Raw genomic sequence first — 15,072 nt, 5'->3', positions numbered from 1 at the left:
TCCGCGCGGGACATGGCGCAGATCGCCGTCTTCGCGGCGCTGATCGCGGCGCTCGGCCTGCCCGGCGCCATCACGGTCGGGTTCAGCGGCGTGCCGATCACGGTGCAGACCCTCGGCGTGATCCTGGCCGGTGCGGTGCTCGGAGCGCGTAAGGGGACGGCCGCGGTGCTGGTGTTCCTGGCGCTCACGATGCTCGGCCTGCCGCTGCTGTCCGGCGGGCGTACCGGTTTGACCGCGCTGGCCGGTCCCAGTGCCGGGTACCTGATCGGCTGGATTCCCGCCGCGTTGGTCATCGGACTGGGCACCGCCCGCATCCTGCCGAAATACCCGGTCGTGCTCGGTCTGCTGATCAACGCCGTCGGCGGCCTGCTGGTCATCTATCTCTTCGGCACCGCGGGCCTGCTGCTGCGCACCGATCTCGGCGTGCGGGCCGCTGTCACCGCCAATTTCGCGTTCATCCCCGGCGACCTGCTCAAAGTCGTCGTCGCGACCGTGGTGGCCAAAGGGGTGCATCGCGCGTATCCCGGTGTGATCCGTGCGTAGTCCCGAACTCGGCGGAGCGGGCGACGCGCCTGCCGTCGACTTCGGCGGCCGCCGCTTCACCTACCGGGAACTCGACCGTGCGATCGAGCGCTGGATCGCCCGCGACCCGGACTCGGCGGTCTACGACGCGTCGGACCTCCCCGTTGCGGACGCGCTGATCTGTGTCTGCGCAGCTGCCCGCCGCGGCATCCCGGTCTTCGTCGAGAATCCCGCCGCGCGACCGCACCGTGCCGATCTTCCGCCGGCGGCGTTCCTGCTGGTGGCGACGTCGGGCTCGACCGGACACCCGCGGCCGCTGGCGCGGACGGCCGCCTCCTGGTACGACAGTTTCCCCGCGTTCACCCGGATCACCGGCGTCCGACCGGACGACCGCGTCTTGCTCACCGGACCGCTGCACGCCACCATGCATCTGTTCGGTGCGCTGCACGCGCTGTGGCGCGGCGCGTGCGTCACCGATGACCGGGCGCGGGCCACGGTGGTGCACGCGGTTCCCGCGGTACTGCGTGACGTGGTGGCCGGCTGCCCGCGCCTGCGCACCGCGATCGTCGCGGGCATCGCGCTCGACGACGGTGCGCTGGCGACGGCCGGTCACCTGCAGGTCGTCGAGTACTACGGCTCCTCGGAGGTCTCGCTGGTGGCGGCGCGGCGTGTTCCCGAGCCGATGCGGCTGCTCGACGGGGTCGAGGCCGAGGTGCGCGACGGACTGCTCTACGTCCGCACGCCCTACCGGGTGCTCGGCGCGCCGGACTGGTTCGGCGTCGGCGACCTCGCCGAGCTGGGTGACGACCGTGAGCTGACCGTGCTGGGCAGGGGTGACTGCGCGATCAACGTCGGCGGCACCGTGGTGGTCGCCGAGGAGGTGGAGCGGGTCCTGGAATCGCTCGACGGCATCGCCGCGGTGGCGGTGATCGGCTCGCCGCATGCGGTGTTCGGTGAAACCGTCACGGCCGCGGTGCAATTGGACGGCCGAGCCGGGCTCGACGAGGTGCGGTCGCGAGCGCGTCGCGTTCTGGCGAAAGAGGCGATGCCCCGCCGGTGGGTGCCGCTGCCCGCACTGCCGCGCACCGCCGCGGGGAAGGTGGCCAGGGGCGAGCTGAAAGACTTGCTGGCATGAGCCCGGTCCCCGTTCTGGTAGCGCCGCGCCGCACGCCGATCGGCAACGCAGGCCACGGATTGTCCGACCTGACCATCACCGACCTGGCCGCTCCCGTGCTGCGCGACGTGCTGGCGTCCGTGCGCGCGGCCGGCATCGACGCCGAAGTCGACGACGTGGTGCTCGGCAACTGCCTCGGCCCCGGCGGTAATCCCGCCCGGGTCGCCGCCCTGCGCGCGGGGTTGGGTGCGCAGGTTCCCGGCGTCACCGTCGACCGGCAGTGCGGTTCCGGCCTCGACGCGGTGATGCAGGCGGCCTTGCGGGTGCGCAGCGGCGCGGAGGAACTCATCCTGGCCGGCGGGGTCGAATCGGCCAGCACCGCCCCGTGGCGTTTCTGGCCGCCCGTGGCGGACGCCGAGCCGGTGCGCTACACCCGCGCCCCCTTCGCGCCACCGGGATTCCCCGATCCCGACATGGGCGTGGCCGCCGACGATCTCGCCCGAGCGCGCGGCATCAGCCGGGAACGGCAGGACGCCTACGCGGCCCGCTCCCACGCACTCGCCGCGGCGGCCGATTTCTCCGCGGAGATCGTGCCGGTCGGCGGCGTGCACCGCGACGAACGCATTCGAGCGGGCATGACCGCCGCCCGGCTCGCGCGCCTGCGCCCCAGCTTCGGTGCCGACGGCACCGCCACCGCGGGCAATTCCTGCGGCATCTCCGACGGGGCTGCGGCCATGGCGGTGACCACCGAGGCGATGGCGGCCGGGCTGCCCGCCTTGCGGATCCTCGGCTGCGCGGTGGCCGGATCCGACCCGGCGCTACCGGGTCTCGGGCCGGTACCCGCGATCCGGAAACTGTTGCGGCGCACCGGCTTCGGCGTGGCGGACCTCGGTGTCGTCGAGATCACCGAAGCGTTCGCGTCGGTGGTTCTCGCGGTGGCCGACGAGCTCGGCCTCGACGAGTCCACGATCTGCCCGCAGGGCGGCGCCATCGCGATGGGACATCCGTGGGGTGCGTCCGGGGCCATCCTGCTGGTGCGCCTGGCGAGTCGGATGCTGTGCGCGGACGGCCCGGCGCTCGGACTGGCGGCCTGCGCCATCGGCGGCGGGCAGGGGATCGCCGTGCTGGTGGAGCGAGTGTCGTGAGCGAGATCGTCTTCGACTCGGTGAGTCACCGCTTCGGTGAGCGGAAGGTGTTGCGCGAGATAGATCTGCGGATCACCGAGCGCCGCGTGGGCGTCATCGGATCCAACGGCTCCGGCAAATCGACGCTGGCGCGCATGATCAACGGCTTGCTGGCGCCGAGTTCCGGCACGGTCACGGTGGACGGCGTCGACGCCGCCCGCAAGGGCGCGCAGGTGCGCAGGAAGGTGGGGTTCGTCTTCACCGACCCCGACACCCAGATCGTGATGCCGACGGTGGCCGAGGATCTCGCGTTCTCGCTGCGGCGGTCGGGGCTGCGCAAGCAGGAGATCGCGGCGCGCGTCCAGGAGGTCCTGGAGCGTTTCGGGCTGGCGGGCCACGCCGAGCACCCGGCACATCTGTTGTCCGGCGGCCAGAAACAGTTGCTCGCCATCGGCGCGGTCCTGATCCGGCGGCCGGAGGTGATCGTCGCCGACGAGCCGACCACCCTGCTGGATCTGCGGAACGCGAGGGTCGTCGCCGAGGCGCTGGACGCGGTGGATCAGCAGGTGATCGTCGTGACGCATCAGCTGTCGCTGCTGGAGAGCTTCGAACGGGTCATCGTGATCGACGACGGGGCGGTGGTGTTCGACGGAACGCCCGGCGACGCCGTCACGGCATACCGGGCGTCGGTCGAATGATCGGCCTCTACCTCGCGGGCGATTCCCCGCTGCACCGGATACCCGCCGGGGTGAAACTGGCGCTGCTGCTGGTGTCGATCGTGGCGACCGCGGTGTTCGTGCGCACGCCGGCACAGGTGCTGGCCGTCGGGGTGGTGGTGGCTGGACTGTTCGCGGTGGCCGGGATCCCGTGGCGGGTCGCGGTGGCCCAGCTGCGTCCGCTGGTGTGGATGCTGGTGTTCATCGCCGTGTTCCAGGTGCTGATCACCTCGCCCGCGCGTGCCGCGGTGGTGTGCGGCGTGCTGGTGGCGTCGGTGGCGCTGGCGGCGCTGTTCACCCTCACCACCCGGGTGACCGACATGCTCGACGCGGTCACCCGGTGGCTCGGTCCGCTGCGCCGGGTGGGTGTCGATCCCGAGCGGATCGGCCTGCTGCTGGCGCTGGCCATCCGGTGTGTCCCGTTGCTGGCGGGGATCGTGCGCGACGTCGCCGAGGCCAGGCGCGCCCGCGGGCTGCAATGGTCGATGACGGCGCTGGTCACGCCGGTGCTGGTGCGCGCGCTGCGCACGGCCGACGCGATGGGCGACGCCCTCGCCGCGCGAGGAGTGGACGATGACTGAGCTGCTCGCCGCGCGGATCGCGCGGCGGGCCGCGGCGAATCCCACGGCTGTCGCGGTCATCTCGAAACGCGAGCGGGTCGATTACGAGCGGTTCTGGTCGAAGGTCCTGCGCACCGCCGCGGGACTGGAGGGCATGCATCGGGTGGCGGTGCTTCCCACGTCCGATGTCGAATCCCTGGTGGCGGTGACCGCGGCGATGCACGCCGGGGTGAGTGTGGTCCTGCTGCATCGGCATCTGCTGCCCGATCAGCTGAGCCGGGTGCTCGCGCTGGCCGGGCCGGGCGCCGTCGTGGCCGCGCCGCACCAGCACCGCCGGTTGCGGCGGCTGGGTTTCGACGGCGTGGTGCGGACCGCCGCCGCACTGGAATCCGAGGGCGCGGTGGCCGGGGCGCACCCGGGCGCGGAACTGTTGGTGGGGATCACCTCCGGCACCACCGGCGAGCCGAAGCTGTTCGTGCGCGATCAGCTGTCGTGGGCCGCCACGCTGGATCGTTCCGACCATACGTTCGACATCGGCGGGGGTGACCGGGTTTCGGTGCCCGGCGTGCTGGACCACACGCATTTCCTCTACGGCGCGCTGCACGCCTTGACCCGCGGTGCGACGGTCGATCTGCGACCTGTTACCGACGCGCTGACCGCCGGTGCGACGCAGTTGTATTCGGTGCCGACGATCGCGTGGGACGTGGTACGGGCGGGAATCGGCCCGGTCGGCGGCGTGCGGGAAGTGCTGTCCTCGGCGGCCCGGTGGCCACGCGCGGGGCGGCAGGCGTTGCGTGAAGTCCTGCCGAACGCCTCGCTCGTGCACTTCTACGGTGCCTCCGAACTGAGCTTCGTGTCCTTCGATCGCGGGCTCGGCAGCGCCGACGAGAAATCGGCGGGCGAACTGTTTCGCGGTGTCGAGGCCAGCATCCGCGACGGCCTGGTGTACGTGCGCAGCGACATGCTGTTCGACGGCTACCTCACCGCGGACGGCGTGGCGGGCGGTCCCATCGACGGCTGGATGACGGTCGGCGACCGGGGCGAGGTCATCGGCGACCGCCTGCGACTTTTCGGCCGGGACAGCGAGATGCTGATCCGGGCGGGTCTCAACGTCGAACCGGCCGCCGTCGAAGCGGCGCTCACGGCGATACCGGGTGTCGCCGAAGCCGCCTGCGTCGGCGTGCCCGACCCGCGCATGGGGGAGGCGCCAGCGGCGGCGATCGTGGTCGGCGCCGGCGCACCGGCCGCCGACGAGATCTGGCGGCGGCTGCGCGCGACCTTGCCGAGTCCGAGTATGCCGGTGCGGGTGCTGGTCGTGGACCGGCTGCCGCGCACGCCGCGGGGCAAACTCGATCGCGCGGCGCTGGCCTCGACGCTGGCCGCGCACCACGGTGGCGATCATCCCGAGGCCGATCGCTGACCAGGGCGGGCCGATGATCGGCGCGGCGGTTGATTCACCCCCGGGCCGACTCGCTCGATTCCGCCGCCGAGGACGCACCGAACCACGTGGCGTAGAACAGGATCGACAACGCACCGAGCGCGCCGAGGATCACGATCCCGAACGGGATCGGGTGCGTCGCCATCGGCACGGCGAGGAAGCGGATGCACAGCAGCACCCCGGCGCAGACGGCGACACCCATGGCCACGAGTCGCGCGCGCCCGCGGTCCCAGCCCCGATCCGGATCGCGCAGCGCGGATTCCACCGTCAGGCACAATGCCGCGCCGACGACCAGATCGACGCCATAATGCGCGCCGAGCCCGAGCGTCGCGACGAGTGTGCACACCAGCCAGAACGCCCCGCCCCAGCGCAACCACAGCGGGCCGCGCCTGGAGTGGATGAACAGCGACAGCGCCCAGGCGGTGTGCAGCGACGGCATGCAGTTGCGCGGGGTGATGCCGTCGAAGCGCAGCGCATCGATCGAGGACGGCACCGCGGGTACGACATCCGGCCAGACGTCGGCGATCTGGAAGCCGAGCCCCTGCGGTCCGTAGGCGAGCACCGGACCCACCACAGGGAAGGCCACGTACCAGATGGGTCCGACCACGCCGAGGGTCAGGAAGGTGCGCACCAGGTAGTGCCGTGGCCAGCCGCCGGTCGTCACGTCGCGCAACTGCCAGGCCGCGACCAGCACGGCCGCCAGCGGAAGCTCGAAATACACCCAGCGCACCACGCCCGTCGCCACCGGTCCTGCCACCTCGAGCGCGTGGCCGACCAGCCACGACGGGCTGGCGAGGGCGCGGTCGGCGGCCTGCACGTATGGATCGAGGACCAGCGGGCAGGCCCACGCGGTGATGTCCAGCCAGATCTCGCTGATCTTCGTCGCCGCTACCAGCAGCGCGCCGAAGGCGATGGTGCGCAACGCCGTGTGGCGGCGCTGCCCGTCCCACCGCACGAACGCGACCACCGCCAGTGCGGTGAGCACGATGGTCGGACCGTTGCCGACGGTAAACGGACGTCCTTCGACCGCCCTGATCACGACGAACAGCAGGTCCACGGCGACGGCCGCGGCGACGGCGCCGACGCGAGCGCGCGCCGTGATCCCGACCAGGGCCAGCAGGAACCCCGCCCACGGTGTGGTCGCCGACTTCGGCGTTCCGGCATAGTCACGCGCCAGGCTGGTCAGCGGTCCCAGCGCACCGATGTGCGCGGCCATGACTTCACCGCCGACGAGTGCGAGCGCGATGACCGCGACACCGCACCACACGACCACCGGCCGGAACCGACGCTCGCGGAACTCTTCGATACCCACTCGCTCGCCCGGTGGGGTCAAGCTCCCCTGCACGTCGTTCACAAGCACCGGGACATCGTAAACGCGACATTAACGGCATATGGACGGGGAGATCCCCTGCGGGCCGCGCGATGCCGACTCGTTCGATCCGGTTGGCGTGGATGTCGAGTCCGTCGTCCACGCGGCAACGCCGACCGCAGCCGTTGGGTGGCGACCAGCTACGGTGTCGTCGCGTCACCCAGCGGGGCGTGGCGCGGCCACGGACGAATCCGCTCCAGTTGCGCGGCGACCGCAAGCAACGTCGTTTCGCCGCCGGGCGCCGCGGCGAACTGCACACCGATGGGCAGTCCGATGTCCGACAGCCCGGCGGGAACGGATATCGCCGGGTAGCGAACCGTGTTGAACGGCGGCGTGAACGGGATGAAGCGCGGCACGTCGAGCAGGGTGCGCAGAAAGCCTTTTCCGGCGAAGGCCCCGACCGGCACCGGCGGGGTAGCCAGGGTGGGGGTGAGCAGCAGGTCGTGTTCGGTGAACCACGCGGCGAATCGTTCGGACTGCCGTGCCGGGGGAGCGTCGGGCACGCGGCGCACCCGGCCGATCACCCGTCCTGCCCGGGCTACCTTGCGGGTCAGTGGTTCCAGCAGGTCGGCGCTGAGGTCGGTGGTGTCCTCGGCGACGCCGGCGAAGTAGCGGGCGAGGAAGCCGAGCGCGTCCTGCGGCCGCCACGGCGGCGCCACCTCGGTGACGGTGTGCCCCGCAGCGCGCAGCGCTTCGGCCGTCGCCAGCACGGTCGCGCGCACCTGCGGGTCGACGGACGCGCCGAGCACCGGTGGCTCGGTGGTCATGCCGATCCGCAGGGGCCGCTCGGGTGCGGCGGGTGCCGGATACCGGTCGCCGGTGAGCACACCGAGGAGCAAGGCCGCGTCGGACACCGTGGTGGCCAGCGGTCCGAACGTCGATATGCCGAGCCAGTTGGAGCCGAGTTCGGGCGGGCGCGCGATCACGCCGTCCCCGGGCTTGAGGCCGACGAGCCCGCAGCACGACGACGGGATGCGGATCGAGCCGCCGCCATCGGAACCGATTGCCAGCGCGGCCATCCCGGCGGCGACCGCCGCGGCGCCGCCACCGGTGGAACCGCCCGGCGTGTGCGTGAGGCGCCACGGGTTGCGGGTGATGCCGTGCGCGGCGCTCTCGGTGACCGGCCACTGGCACAGCTCGGGCACATTGGTCTTGCCGATCAGCAGCGCGCCCGCGGCGCGCAACCTGCGGACCAGCTCGGTGTCGGACTCGGCCGCGGTCTGCCGCGCCGCGCGTGACCCGTGGCCGGTCACGCACCCGGCGAGGTCGAGATTGTCCTTCACCGCCACCGGAACTCCGGCCAGCGGGAGGTCGGCGAGATCGCCCCGGGTGGCCAGCGCGCGGGCTTCGCGGCGGACCTGCTCGTGGCGCACGATCCGGAAGGCGTTGATCCGCGCGTCCAGCGCCGCGATGCGCGCCAAGTGCTCGTCGGCCACCTCGAGCGGGGACACCGTCCGGCTGCGCACCCCCGCCGCGATCTCCCCGGCCGACGCGCCTGCCCATGTCATCGCAACCTCCTCGGTACCTCCGGTCGCGACGATCGGGGCTGTGCCGACACCGGCCTTCGGAACTGGTGGCTCACGGTAATCGCCGAGGCGTGACGCCACAACGATCAGCGTCTTGCCGCTCGAGGGGAGCGCTGCGGCCGGGGATCAGGTGGTGCGATACGTGCGGGCGACCAGTGCCGAGCGCAGGTACCACAGGCCCGACGGCTGGGACGGGTCGAATCCGGTGAGCTGACCGATCCGCTTGAGCCGGTAGTCGACGGTGTTGGTATGCACGTGCAGCACGCGTGCCGTGCGCTGCCGGTTGAGATTGTTGGCGATGTGCCGTTGCAGCGTCTCCAGCAGTTCCGGGTGCGCGTCCAGCGGATCCAGCAGCGAGCCGAGGTACTCGCGGCCGGGCCCCGGTCTGGTCAGCTGGTATTCCAGTGCCAGCTCGTCGAACCGGTAGAGCCCGGCCACCGCCTCCAATCGCTGCACCATGTCCAGCAGTTCGTGCGCCTGATCGGCGGCGGTGGGAATCTTCTCGGGAGTGGCCTCCACCATGGTGGCGGTGACGCCCACCTGCGCGGCGTGCGACAGCTGGGTGACCAGGGCGTCGAGCTGCTCGTTGTCCAGATGCCCGGACGGGATGAGCACCGTGCCGCCGTCCACGCTCAGCAGCGACAGCGCGGCCTCGCCGCAGCGCGTGGCCAGCTCGGCCTGCACCCTGCGCAGTTTCCTGCGGGCGACGACCTTGCCGTCCACCATCGGGTTGCGTTCTTCGCGGTGCGGCGGGATCGCCACGGCCAGAACGGCGTACGACGGCGCGATGGCGATGCCGCATTCGCGCGCCATGGTCGAGGTGCTGTGCCCGCCGAGCAGCGCGGAGGTCAGCGTGTGCACGGCGGTGTGGTGCTCGCTGACCACCGCGCGCAGTTCGCGGACGTAGGCCATGGAGACGGCCGAGTTGATCATGTCGAGCATCTCCACGACCATCTTGGCGCCGTCGACGAGGTCGTCGTAGTCCTTCATGGTCGCGTCGGACACCACCAGTTCCAGGCCCATCTTGAAGCCTTCGTGGATCGAGTGGTGGATGGTGTCGATGGGCACCCCCTCGCGCGCCCATCCCGCGGCGGCGTCGCCGAGGCGCTGGAGTTTCTCCGGGAGGTCCTTGCCGTCGAGCATGCTCACCGCCAGCTCCAGGCAGACCCGGGTGATGGTGGTGACGTCGCCCGCGATCGCGTCACCCGGTAGCGTTCCGCACGGGATGACATTCTCGACGAAGTGGCCGACCATCTGACGCGATAGCCCGCGCACGTCCTTCAGCGGCGACGACATCGGCTTTCCCGACAGGGTCAGACTCGGCCGGGCCGAACTGTCGACGGACATTGGCGACTCCCTTCCGCCCACGATTGCTGTGCAGCGCATTCACACTAATCGGTCGATCTGCTCTGCGGACCCGATCGACGGGTTCTGTGAGAGCAGGTGAGACGGTTCGACGGGGAGTTGTTATCGGTCACAGCAGCTGGACAGGCGACCGATTTCCCATGGCGGACGGCCGGCTTCGAGCACGGGGACCCCGGGCTCGGCGCCGTATGCCGGGGGGCGGCGGGTTCGGTCGTTGCCGCGAGTCGCGGCCGACATGCCGGTAGGATCACCCGCGCCGGTCATGGCCATGCAACCAGGGTCTTGTCCGGCACGTGTCGTGTCCTGGATGGTGTGCAGTGCCCATCCGCCGCGCACGCCACGGCGGAAAGGCAGTGATGACGCAACGATAGGGGCAGGGCGATGACACCGGCTCTGAGATGTCTTGTCTGGGAACTGGACAACACCTTGTGGGACGGTGTCGTGTGCGACGCGACCGTCGGTGCGTTGCGGCCCGCCGCGCTGCGCACCCTGCGCGTGCTCAGTGAACGGGGCATCTGGCATGCCGTGGCCAGCCGCGGCGAACGCGAGTGGACCCTGGACAAGCTGTACCGCTACGGCGTCTACGAGATGTTCTCGGCCGTCGAGATCGGATGGGGACCCAAATCCTCCGCGATCCTGCGGATCGCGCGCACGCTCGGTCTCGGCTTGGACGCCGTCGGTTTCATCGATCACGAGCCGGTGGAGCGCGCCGAGGTGGCCCGTGCGCTGCCCGTCGTGCGATGTTATGCCGCCAGAAACGCCGACGTCCTGCCGGTGCTGCCCGAATTCCGCCCCGTGCTGCGCACCGGGCCCGCTCCCACGCCGCCGCTCGGATTCGCCCGGGTGCCCGCGCGCTGAGCGACCGCGTAATGTACACGGGGGCAAGATGTTCCGGCTTGTGGGCCACGTGTCGCGGCGAGAACTTCCCAGTGACGCGAGGACCGTCGACGAGCCGTATCGTGGTGATGGGCAGTACGGTATCGGGTGGATTCGGCGGCGATAGGTTGTCACCATGAAGTGCTACGGCGTGACCGCCAACGATGCCCCATCGTGGACCGCGATCGCCAACAGCTTCGTTCCGATGGATTACCGGTACGGCGATCCGGAACGGTGGTATTCGGGCCTGACGGTTCAGGAGTCGGCCGCCTACCGATTGCTGCGCTGGGAGCAGCGCGGGACCAGTACCTCCTACCGCACCCGGACGAACATCCGGCACGGTCCGTGCGACGACTTCTACTGGGTGGTCATCCCCGAACAGGGCGTGTACTCGGTGCGCTATCGCGGCGAGGAGACGAAGGCGAGTCCGCACCAGGCCGCGGTGACCGCCCTCGACGACCTGTGCCAGATCCACATCCCGCTGTTGTCCGCCTACGCGATCCAGCTGCCGAGAGCCGAACTCGACCATCGGGCGGGACCGCTCGCCGAGCGCGGCATGACGATCGACTTGAACTCCGGACTCGGCCGCATCACCCAGGCGATGATCCGCAGCACCCACACCGAGCAGGCGAACCTGTCCGATCACGAGTTCAACGCCGTCTGTGACCGGATCGCCGAATTGCTGAGCCTGATCTCGCTCGGCGAAACCCATCCGCAGCGTAGTCATCACGCTCAGGTCGTCGCGCAGATCCGGCAGTACGTGCGAGCGAACGTCGGCCGCAGCGACGTGCGCCTGCCCGCGGTGGCGCACGCGCTGGGCTGGTCACCGCGACAGTTGCGCTCGGTGTTGCATCAGGCCGGCACCACCTACCGCGACGTGCGGCGGGAGGAGGCCCTGCGCGCCGCGCGCGATCTGCTGGAGGATCCCGCGCAGTCCGATCCCATCCGCGAGCTGGCGATCCGCGCCGGATTCACCCCGGCGTGGTTCTCCGCGGCGTTCAAGGCCCGTTTCGGCGAGACGCCGCGCGAATTCCGGCGGCGCAGAGCGGCGGAGCGCGCCGAGCAGCCGGTGCCGTGAAACGATCGGGGTCGAAATCACCGGTGCAGCAGGCTGATCGGGAGCTCGCGTAGCCGGGACGGATCGGCGATCACCCGGTATCCGGCCACCCGGTCGCCGCGCACCGTGACGGTGAGCGCCAGCAGCAGCCTGCCGTGCGGAGCGACGACGATACCTGCGTGACCGTCCACCAGCGCGAGCGCCGCGACCTGCGAGCGCCGCCGCAGCAACACGGTCTCCGCGGCCACCGAGGCCGCACCGCGCACGGTCGTGGCCACTCCGGCCGGGAGCGCGGCGGCGTCGGCCGTGCGGACCACGTCGGGCGCGAGGACTGTCAGCAGCCCGTCGAGGTCCCCGCCGCGCGCCGCGCGCAGAAACGCCTCGACGACATGTCGCTGTGCGGTGCGTTCCGGGTCGGCCGTGACGTCCACGCCCCGCACGCGCTGCCGGGCGCGACTGGCCAGCTTCTTGGTGGTCGGCGTGGTGCGGCCGACGATCGGCGCGATCTCGTCGAACGGCACCGCGAACAGGTCGTGCAGGACGAACGCGACCCGCTCGTCGGGTCCGAGCCGGTCCAGCACCACCAGCAGCGCCCGGCCTACGGACTCGATCAGGACCGCTTCACCCTCCGGTTCGTTCTCCTCGGCGCCCCTGTCGAGCGACGGGTGGTCCAGCGGTTCCTCGCGCCGCGCCGCCCTGGCGCGCAGCATGTCCAGGCAGATCCGGGACACGACGGTGGTGAGCCAGCCCGGGAGGTTGCGCACGTCATCGACGTCGTGACGGACCAGCCGCAGCCAGGTCTCCTGCACCGCGTCGTCGGCCTCGCTCGGTGAACCGAGCATGCGGTAGGCGACCGCGTGCAGGTGGCCGCGCTGGGCTTCGAAATCCCCTGCCAAGCCGTCTTCGGTGGGCATCGGTCACCTTTCCGCTCCGCGGTCCGTCATCGAGATGACGGATCGGACAGCTCATCGGTGACCGGCGTCCGGACCGGGCGCGGCACCTGAGGAAAGGGTATTGCCATGGACATCGCCTATGTCGTCGCCACGGTGCTCGCCGCCGCGGCCGCCTTGCTCGCGGCGGGGATCGATGTGCTTCGCGCCGAGTGGGTGCGGGCGAATATGCGCGCCTACGGGGTGCCGGAATCGTGGCTGACACCGTTGGCTGTGGTCAAGGCGATCGGTGGGGCCGGCCTGCTGACCGGTCTGGCGATTCCGCCGATCGGCGTGGCCGCGGCGGCCGGGCTGGTTCTCTACTTCGTCGGCGCGGTGCTGACCGTGCTGCGGGCGCGGCGCTACACGCATATCGGGTATCCGCTGCCGTATCTCCTGCTGGCCGCCGCCTCGCTGGGACTGTTCGTCGCGTCGTAGGCGCGCTCCCGGGCCGCACGAGGCGCCGCAGCGGGCGCGGTGGGCGGCGCCGCCGACCTGGTTCACGCCTGGTCGCCCCGGCCGGACTCGCCCCTTGCCTCGCCTGCCGGCGCCGCACGGTGATTCGCCGCGGCGGCGGGGGCGGCACGCGACGGCACCGGTTCATCCTTGGTTGCCCGGCCGGTGCTCGGCGTGGACCGCGACAGGGTCGACCGCGTCGAGCGGCGCGGAACCCGCCGCTACACCGGCCTCTGACGCCGCGCGAACGCTCGAACGGTTCGCCCGGCGGTATCGGCACGCGAGTCGGCGCAGTGGGGCGAGCATTTCGGCGCGCCGCGCAAGGGACGGGATTCGTACTACCCGGCGAGGATGAACTTGGCCGCCTGTTCGCCGATGAACACCGCAGGCGCGTGCGTGTGCCCGCGGATGATGAGCGGCATCACCGAGGCGTCGGCCACCCGGAGTCCTTGTACGCCACGCACTTCCAGTCGAGGTGTCACGACGCTGGCGGCGTCGGTGCCCATCCGGCAGGTGCCGACCGGGTGGTAGAGCGTGTGCGCGTAGGAGTTGAGCGTCAGCTCGAGCACGGCTTCCGGTTCCGCAGGCGCCTGCGGCGGATAGATCAGCGGGCCGAGGACCGCTTTCATCGACGGTTCGGTGGCGATGGCGGCGCACACGCGCAGCCCGGCCATGATGGCGGCGCGGTCCGCGCCCGCGGCGTCGGACAGATAGCGCGGATCGATCAGAGGCTTGGCGGACGGGTCCGCGCCGGACAGAGCGATCCGTCCGCGGCTCTGTGGGCGCAGCAGCACCGTCGCCAGGATGACGCCGTGTTCGGTCGGGTCCTGGAGTCCTTCGTAATAGAACGGCGCGGGCGCGAAGATCAGCTCCAAGTCGGGGAACTCCAGATCCGCCCTGCTGCGGATGAATCCGTACGCCTCGCCGACGTTGGAGGTGAGCATGCCGCGATGCCGGATCAGGTAGTCCAGCAGTTGGCGTGGCTTCTCCGCGCCGAACAGCGAATCCCCCGCGACGCCGTAGCCGATGCCCGCGACGAGATGGTCCTGCAGGTTCGCGCCCACCTCCGGTGCGTGGTGGCGCACCTCGATGCCGTGGCGGGCCAGTTCGTCCCGGTCGCCGATGCCGGAGAGCATGAGCAGTTGCGGGCTGTTGATCGCGCCGCCGCACAGCACGACCTCGCGCCGCGCGGTCACCGTGTGGGTGGCGCCGCCGTGACGGTATTCCACTCCGATGGCGCGGGTGCCGTCGAACAGCACCCGGGTGGCCAGCGCTTCGCTGCGCACCGTGAGATTCGGACGACGCAGCGCGGGCCGCAGATAGGCGTCGGCGGTGCTCCAGCGGCGACCCGCGCGCTGGGTGACCATGGTCTCGGTGAACCCGTCCGGCTGCGGCCGGTTGGGCGGCTCGAGCTGGTAACCCGCCTCCTGCACCGCGGCCAGATAGGCGGCGGTGAGGCCGCGCGGGCTGCGCTGACGGGAGATGTGCAGCGGACCTTCGGTGCCTTCGTCGGGATACTGGGCGTTCTCCACGCGTTCGATGCGCCGGAACTGCTCGACCGCCGCGGCGAAGCCCCATTCCGCACCCGCCAGCAGCGCCCATTCGTCGTAGTCGGCGCGGAAGCCGCGCACCCACATCATGGCGTTCATCGACGACGAACCGCCGAACATCTTGCCACGCGGCCAGTAGATCTCGCGGTTCTTCAACTCCGGCTGGGGCTGGGTGAGGTAGTCCCAGTCCACCTCGGAGCGGAACAGCTTCGCGAACCCGGCGGGTATGTGCGCGAACTTGTTCTTGTCCGGCGGGCCCGCTTCCAGCAGCGCCACCGTGGTGCCCGGATCGGCGCTGAGCCGATTGGCCACCACCGCGCCCGCCGATCCCGAGCCGACGACGACGTAGTCCGCGGAAAGCTCACCAGGTTGCACTTTTCCCACTCCGATCTGCACCGACTACGGAAAAGATACGAGCAAGGACGCGCCTCGCGGCCCGGTTTCGGGTAACCGGCTCGAACTCGTCCGGC

Annotated in this window: 14 protein-coding genes; 9 read left to right on the top strand and 5 right to left on the bottom strand. The window is 71.0% G+C overall.

Going from position 1 to position 15,072, the window contains the following annotated elements:
* Positions 1–12: 12 nt before the first annotated feature.
* From ACWDMM_RS05880 to ACWDMM_RS05855, 6 genes are read left to right on the top strand one after another with little or no spacing between them, the layout of a single operon-like run.
* Entirely contained in the window at positions 13–543 is a 531-nt protein-coding gene (locus ACWDMM_RS05880; RefSeq protein ID WP_435406555.1) for a biotin transporter BioY, read from the top strand.
* A complete protein-coding gene (locus ACWDMM_RS05875) occupies positions 536–1,657 on the top strand; it encodes a class I adenylate-forming enzyme family protein (RefSeq protein ID WP_449936210.1) in 1,122 nt (373 codons plus the stop codon). The genes ACWDMM_RS05880 and ACWDMM_RS05875 overlap by 8 nt, the downstream gene beginning before the upstream one ends.
* A complete protein-coding gene (locus tag ACWDMM_RS05870; protein WP_449936207.1) occupies positions 1,654–2,781 on the top strand; it encodes a thiolase family protein in 1,128 nt (375 codons plus the stop codon). Before ACWDMM_RS05875 ends, ACWDMM_RS05870 begins: the two co-directional genes overlap by 4 nt.
* Complete coding sequence (locus tag ACWDMM_RS05865) at positions 2,778–3,458, top strand: energy-coupling factor ABC transporter ATP-binding protein (protein ID WP_195079095.1); 681 nt, start codon at positions 2,778–2,780, stop codon at positions 3,456–3,458. The genes ACWDMM_RS05870 and ACWDMM_RS05865 overlap by 4 nt, the downstream gene beginning before the upstream one ends.
* A complete protein-coding gene (locus tag ACWDMM_RS05860) occupies positions 3,455–4,057 on the top strand; it encodes an energy-coupling factor transporter transmembrane component T family protein (protein ID WP_195079096.1) in 603 nt (200 codons plus the stop codon). The genes ACWDMM_RS05865 and ACWDMM_RS05860 overlap by 4 nt, the downstream gene beginning before the upstream one ends.
* Positions 4,050–5,456 carry an AMP-binding protein gene (locus tag ACWDMM_RS05855; RefSeq protein ID WP_449936202.1) on the top strand — a complete coding sequence of 469 codons (1,407 nt, stop codon included), beginning with the start codon at positions 4,050–4,052 and terminating at the stop codon, positions 5,454–5,456. Before ACWDMM_RS05860 ends, ACWDMM_RS05855 begins: the two co-directional genes overlap by 8 nt.
* Before the next feature lie 34 nt (positions 5,457–5,490).
* Here the strand turns inward: ACWDMM_RS05855 and ACWDMM_RS05850 are convergent, their stop codons facing one another.
* The 3 genes from ACWDMM_RS05850 to ACWDMM_RS05840 form a co-directional block, all read right to left on the bottom strand.
* Positions 5,491–6,834 carry a DUF5933 domain-containing protein gene (locus tag ACWDMM_RS05850; RefSeq protein ID WP_449936201.1) on the bottom strand — a complete coding sequence of 448 codons (1,344 nt, stop codon included), beginning with the start codon at positions 6,832–6,834 and terminating at the stop codon, positions 5,491–5,493.
* Between the two features lie 149 nt (positions 6,835–6,983).
* On the bottom strand, positions 6,984–8,351 hold the full coding sequence (locus tag ACWDMM_RS05845; protein WP_195079098.1) for an amidase: 1,368 nt from the start codon (positions 8,349–8,351) through the stop codon (positions 6,984–6,986).
* Between the two features lie 144 nt (positions 8,352–8,495).
* Positions 8,496–9,716: a PucR family transcriptional regulator gene (locus ACWDMM_RS05840; RefSeq protein WP_067799311.1), complete on the bottom strand. Its 1,221-nt coding sequence runs from the start codon at positions 9,714–9,716 to the stop codon at positions 8,496–8,498.
* 399 nt (positions 9,717–10,115) lie between these two features.
* Between ACWDMM_RS05840 and ACWDMM_RS05835 the strand changes: the two genes are divergently transcribed.
* Both ACWDMM_RS05835 and ACWDMM_RS05830 read left to right on the top strand, forming a co-directional pair.
* Positions 10,116–10,592: an HAD-IIIC family phosphatase gene (locus ACWDMM_RS05835; RefSeq protein WP_067799307.1), complete on the top strand. Its 477-nt coding sequence runs from the start codon at positions 10,116–10,118 to the stop codon at positions 10,590–10,592.
* Between the two features lie 154 nt (positions 10,593–10,746).
* Positions 10,747–11,688 (top strand): AraC family transcriptional regulator, encoded by a 942-nt coding sequence (locus ACWDMM_RS05830; protein ID WP_195079099.1) that lies wholly within the window; start codon positions 10,747–10,749, stop codon positions 11,686–11,688.
* A 17-nt stretch (positions 11,689–11,705) separates the two neighbouring features.
* On the opposite strand, the gene ACWDMM_RS05825 is transcribed toward ACWDMM_RS05830, so the two are convergent.
* Entirely contained in the window at positions 11,706–12,581 is an 876-nt protein-coding gene (locus ACWDMM_RS05825) for a sigma-70 family RNA polymerase sigma factor (RefSeq protein ID WP_195079100.1), read from the bottom strand.
* Between the two features lie 105 nt (positions 12,582–12,686).
* On the opposite strand from ACWDMM_RS05825, the gene ACWDMM_RS05820 reads away from it, so the two are divergent.
* Entirely contained in the window at positions 12,687–13,034 is a 348-nt protein-coding gene (locus tag ACWDMM_RS05820; protein ID WP_195079101.1) for a DoxX family protein, read from the top strand.
* Positions 13,035–13,390: 356 nt separating this feature from the next.
* Here the strand turns inward: ACWDMM_RS05820 and ACWDMM_RS05815 are convergent, their stop codons facing one another.
* Positions 13,391–14,977 (bottom strand): GMC family oxidoreductase, encoded by a 1,587-nt coding sequence (locus ACWDMM_RS05815; RefSeq protein WP_195079102.1) that lies wholly within the window; start codon positions 14,975–14,977, stop codon positions 13,391–13,393.
* Positions 14,978–15,072 lie beyond the last annotated feature (95 nt).

The organism is Nocardia sp. NPDC003726 (assembly GCF_053586955.1).
Note: the sequence above shows the minus strand (reverse complement) of the source record. Positions and strands in the feature narration are given on the sequence as shown.